The 5,803-nt window shown below is 49.6% G+C and carries 2 tRNA genes and 3 rRNA genes; all 5 read right to left on the bottom strand.

The features are described 5' to 3' along the window. Positions 1-42 precede the first annotated feature (42 nt). Positions 43-156: ribosomal RNA gene (gene rrf / locus ACFPVS_RS13375) — 5S ribosomal RNA — on the bottom strand. Positions 157-277: 121 nt separating this feature from the next. Further along, positions 278-3,169, bottom strand: a 23S ribosomal RNA gene (locus ACFPVS_RS13380). A 425-nt stretch (positions 3,170-3,594) separates the two neighbouring features. Further along, positions 3,595-3,670, bottom strand: a tRNA-Ala gene (locus ACFPVS_RS13385). A gap of 11 nt (positions 3,671-3,681) precedes the next feature. Next, a tRNA-Ile gene (locus ACFPVS_RS13390) sits at positions 3,682-3,758 on the bottom strand. A 129-nt stretch (positions 3,759-3,887) separates the two neighbouring features. Next, positions 3,888-5,428 (bottom strand): 16S ribosomal RNA (locus ACFPVS_RS13395). Together the 16S, 23S and 5S rRNA genes with 2 tRNA genes alongside form the textbook arrangement of a ribosomal RNA operon. Between the last annotated feature and the right edge of the window lie 375 nt (positions 5,429-5,803).

Below are 5,803 nucleotides of genomic sequence, written 5' to 3' on the forward strand. Positions count from 1 at the left end.
CGTAAAGAAGCCCCTGACAGAGTCAGAGGCTTCGGAATGGGTGTTTGGCAGTGACCTACTTTCACATGGAAGAACCACACTATCATCGGCGCTGAGTCGTTTCACGGTCCTGTTCGGGATGGGAAGGCGTGGGACCAACTCGCTATGGCCGCCAAACTTAAACTGTACAAATCGGTAAGCCGTTATGCAGTCTCCTGCACTTATTTATTCTTTAATCAACTTTTGGTGATGACTGAATCATCAGTAAGCTTTTATCATTTGAAATCCTTCAAATGATAGAGTCAAGCCTCACGAGCAATTAGTATCGGTTAGCTTCACGCATTACTGCGCTTCCACACCCGACCTATCAACGTCCTGGTCTCGAACGACTCTTTAGGAGGATTAAATCCTCAGGGAAGTCTCATCTTCAGGCGAGTTTCGCGCTTAGATGCTTTCAGCGCTTATCTCTTCCGAACTTAGCTACCCGGCTATGCCACTGGCGTGACAACCGGTACACCAGAGGTTCGTCCACTCCGGTCCTCTCGTACTAGGAGCAGCCCCCGTCAAACTTCCAACGCCCACTGCAGATAGGGACCAAACTGTCTCACGACGTTTTAAACCCAGCTCACGTACCACTTTAAATGGCGAACAGCCATACCCTTGGGACCGACTACAGCCCCAGGATGTGATGAGCCGACATCGAGGTGCCAAACTCCGCCGTCGATATGAACTCTTGGGCGGAATCAGCCTGTTATCCCCGGAGTACCTTTTATCCGTTGAGCGATGGCCCTTCCATACAGAACCACCGGATCACTATGTCCTGCTTTCGCACCTGCTCGACTTGTCGGTCTCGCAGTTAAGCTACCTTTTGCCATTGCACTATCAGTCCGATTTCCGACCGGACCTAGGTAACCTTCGAACTCCTCCGTTACTCTTTGGGAGGAGACCGCCCCAGTCAAACTGCCTACCATGCACGGTCCCCGACCCGGATTACGGGTCTGGGTTAGAACCTCAAAGTCACCAGGGTGGTATTTCAAGGACGGCTCCACAGAAACTGGCGTCTCTGCTTCTAAGCCTCCCACCTATCCTACACAAGTGACTTCAAAGTCCAATGCAAAGCTACAGTAAAGGTTCACGGGGTCTTTCCGTCTAGCAGCGGGTAGATTGCATCTTCACAACCACTTCAACTTCGCTGAGTCTCAGGAGGAGACAGTGTGGCCATCGTTACGCCATTCGTGCGGGTCGGAACTTACCCGACAAGGAATTTCGCTACCTTAGGACCGTTATAGTTACGGCCGCCGTTTACTGGGGCTTCGATCCGATGCTTGCACATCTTCAATTAACCTTCCAGCACCGGGCAGGCGTCACACCCTATACGTCCACTTTCGTGTTAGCAGAGTGCTGTGTTTTTAATAAACAGTCGCAGCCACCGATTCTCTGCGACCCTCCAATGCTTACACCGCAAGGGCTTAACATCGAAGGGCATACCTTCTCCCGAAGTTACGGTATCAATTTGCCGAGTTCCTTCTCCTGAGTTCTCTCAAGCGCCTTAGAATTCTCATCCTGCCCACCTGTGTCGGTTTGCGGTACGGTTCTGATTCAACTGAAGCTTAGTGGCTTTTCCTGGAAGCGTGGTATCGGTTACTTCAGCACCTTGGTGCCTCGTCATCACTTCTCGGTGTTAAGAAGACCCGGATTTGCCTAAGTCTTCCACCTACCGGCTTAAACAAACTATTCCAACAGTTTGCTAACCTAACCTTCTCCGTCCCCACATCGCATTGAATCAAAGTACAGGAATATTAACCTGTTTCCCATCGACTACGCATTTCTGCCTCGCCTTAGGAGCCGACTCACCCTACGCCGATGAACGTTGCGTAGGAAACCTTGGGCTTTCGGCGAGCGGGCTTTTCACCCGCTTTATCGCTACTCATGTCAACATTCGCACTTCTGATACCTCCAGCACACTTCTCAATGCACCTTCTTCGGCCTACAGAACGCTCCCCTACCATACGTGTAAACACGTATCCGCAGCTTCGGTTATAGATTTGAGCCCCGTTACATCTTCCGCGCAGGACGACTCGACCAGTGAGCTATTACGCTTTCTTTAAATGATGGCTGCTTCTAAGCCAACATCCTGGCTGTCTGGGCCTTCCCACTTCGTTTACCACTTAATCTATCATTTGGGACCTTAGCTGGCGGTCTGGGTTGTTTCCCTCTTGACAACGGACGTTAGCACCCGCTGTCTGTCTCCCGAGGAGCAACTTGATGGTATTCTTAGTTTGCCATGGGTTGGTAAGTTGCAATAACCCCCTAGCCATAACAGTGCTTTACCCCCATCAGTCTCATTCTCAAGGCACTACCTAAATAGTTTTCGGGGAGAACCAGCTATCTCCGAGTTTGTTTAGCCTTTCACCCCTATCCACAGCTCATCCCCGCATTTTGCAACATGCGTGGGTTCGGACCTCCAGTGCGTGTTACCGCACCTTCATCCTGGCCATGGATAGATCACTCGGTTTCGGGTCTACGCCCAGCAACTAGTCGCCCTATTAAGACTCGGTTTCCCTACGCCTCCCCTATCCGGTTAAGCTCGCTACTGAACGTAAGTCGTTGACCCATTATACAAAAGGTACGCAGTCACGGAACACGTCCGCTCCCACTGTTTGTATGCATCAGGTTTCAGGTTCTATTTCACTCCCCTCCCGGGGTTCTTTTCGCCTTTCCCTCACGGTACTGGTTCACTATCGGTCGATGATGAGTATTTAGCCTTGGAGGATGGTCCCCCCATATTCAGACAGGATTTCTCGTGTCCCGCCCTACTTGTCGTACGCTTAGTACCATTGATCAGATTTCGAATACGGGACTATCACCCACTATGGTCAAGCTTCCCAGCTTGTTCTTCTATCTCAACAATTATCATGTACAGGCTCCTCCGCGTTCGCTCGCCACTACTTGCGGAATCTCGGTTGATTTCTTTTCCTCCGGGTACTTAGATGGTTCAGTTCTCCGGGTTCGCTTCTCTAAGCCTATGTATTCAGCTTAGGATACTGCACAGTATGCAGTGGGTTTCCCCATTCGGACATCGCGGGATCAAAGCTTTATTGCCAGCTCCCCCACGCTTTTCGCAGGCTTACACGTCCTTCGTCGCCTATCATCGCCAAGGCATCCACCTGATGCACTTATTCACTTGACTCTATCATTTCAAGAACCTCTTTGACTTAATCCGCACTACCGTTGACGAGTAGTGGAACTAGATGTTTTTACTTTGATAAAGCTTACTGCTTTGTTGTGTCTTAACCCTGCCTTTTGTGTTTCAGGGCTAAGTCGATACAATCATCACCCAAATCCTGTGATTTACTTCTTTGTCACAACCAGCTATTTGCAAATAGCTAACTGTCAAAGTAAATCAACTTTGTCTTTGTTTGTTGATTTCGGCTTTCCAATTTGTTAAAGATCGATGCTTTCCAATATTGCTATTGTCTTCGCAAATCAAAATGAGCTGGCCATTATATCAGCCTTCTTTTTGCAGTCAAGCTTCTTCAGTCGTTAAACAAAAAATCAGCGCTACGCGCTTTTTTATATTAACTTCTGCCAACTGACTTTGATTTGCAAAGTTTTTGGTGGAGGCAAACGGGATCGAACCGATGACCCCCTGCTTGCAAAGCAGGTGCTCTACCAACTGAGCTATGCCCCCAGTATGAGTTGTGGTGGGTCTGGGAGGACTTGAACCTCCGACCCCACGCTTATCAAGCGTGTGCTCTAACCAGCTGAGCTACAAACCCAAGGTCGTTATTTTGAAATCGGTTTAAGTTCAGCTTTTAAACTGTTCTTTTTTTGATTTCTCAATATCTTTTGCATCTTCTACAGTTTACCGATAAGTGTGAATGCGAAAAACCTCTTCTTTTCTCTAGAAAGGAGGTGATCCAGCCGCAGGTTCCCCTACGGCTACCTTGTTACGACTTCACCCCAGTCATGAAGCATACCGTGGTAAACGGGCTCCTTACGGTTACCCTATCTACTTCTGGTATCCCCCACTCCCATGGTGTGACGGGCGGTGTGTACAAGACCCGGGAACGTATTCACCGCAGTATGCTGACCTGCGATTACTAGCGATTCCGACTTCATGCACTCGAGTTGCAGAGTGCAATCCGGACTACGATCGGTTTTGTGAGATTGGCTCCACCTCGCGGCTTGGCTACCCTCTGTACCGACCATTGTATGACGTGTGAAGCCCTGGTCATAAGGGCCATGAGGACTTGACGTCATCCCCACCTTCCTCCGGCTTGTCACCGGCAGTCTCATTAGAGTGCCCAACCAAATGATGGCAACTAATGACAAGGGTTGCGCTCGTTGCGGGACTTAACCCAACATCTCACGACACGAGCTGACGACAGCCATGCAGCACCTGTGTTACGGCTCCCGAAGGCACTCCTCCGTCTCTGGAGGATTCCGTACATGTCAAGACCAGGTAAGGTTCTTCGCGTTGCATCGAATTAATCCACATCATCCACCGCTTGTGCGGGTCCCCGTCAATTCCTTTGAGTTTTAATCTTGCGACCGTACTCCCCAGGCGGTCAATTTCACGCGTTAGCTACGCTACTAAGCAATCAAGTTGCCCAACAGCTAATTGACATCGTTTAGGGCGTGGACTACCAGGGTATCTAATCCTGTTTGCTACCCACGCTTTCGAGCATGAACGTCAGTGTTATCCCAGGGGGCTGCCTTCGCCATCGGTATTCCTCCACATCTCTACGCATTTCACTGCTACACGTGGAATTCTACCCCCCTCTGACACACTCTAGCCAGCCAGTTCAAAACGCAGTTCCCAGGTTGAGCCCGGGGATTTCACATCTTGCTTAACTAACCGTCTGCGCTCGCTTTACGCCCAGTAATTCCGATTAACGCTCGCACCCTACGTATTACCGCGGCTGCTGGCACGTAGTTAGCCGGTGCTTATTCTTCAGGTACCGTCATCAGCAGCTGATATTAGCAACTGCCTTTTCTTCCCTGACAAAAGTCCTTTACAACCCGAAGGCCTTCTTCAGACACGCGGCATGGCTGGATCAGGCTTGCGCCCATTGTCCAAAATTCCCCACTGCTGCCTCCCGTAGGAGTCTGGGCCGTGTCTCAGTCCCAGTGTGGCGGATCATCCTCTCAGACCCGCTACTGATCGTCGCCTTGGTAGGCCTTTACCCCACCAACCAGCTAATCAGATATCGGCCGCTCAAATAGCGCCAGGCCCGAAGGTCCCCGGCTTTCCTCCTTAGAGAATATGCGGTATTAGCTAATCTTTCGATTAGTTATCCCCCACTACTCGGTACGTTCCGATATATTACTCACCCGTTCGCCACTCGCCACCCAAGAAGCAAGCTTCTCTGTGCTGCCGTCCGACTTGCATGTGTAAAGCATGCCGCCAGCGTTCAATCTGAGCCAGGATCAAACTCTTATGTTTAATCTCTAACTTTATAACTTCTGGTCTGCTTCAAAGAAACCGACAAAGAATAGAAAATCTACATCTTGTCTGTTTTTGTCGCAGTGTGAGGCTTGCCGCACTCACACTTATCGGTAATCTGTTTGTTAAAGAGCAAGAACCGAATTATTACACCACTAAAACCACTCGTCAACTCTTTTTTCAAAATCCATCGAAAAATCAAATCAACCGTGCTATAATTATCAGTTCGTTTCGCCACCGCGTCAGCAGCGAAGACCGAACTATACCCCCCTCCACCGAACCCGTCAACCCAAATCCAACACCATCCCCTGACAAAATCATCAACCCGCTGTTTTACAATCAGATTTAATCCTTACTAAATTACAAAAATCTCAA

The sequence above is a fragment of the Neisseria weixii genome (assembly GCF_042658245.1).
Classification (GTDB): domain Bacteria; phylum Pseudomonadota; class Gammaproteobacteria; order Burkholderiales; family Neisseriaceae; genus Neisseria; species Neisseria weixii.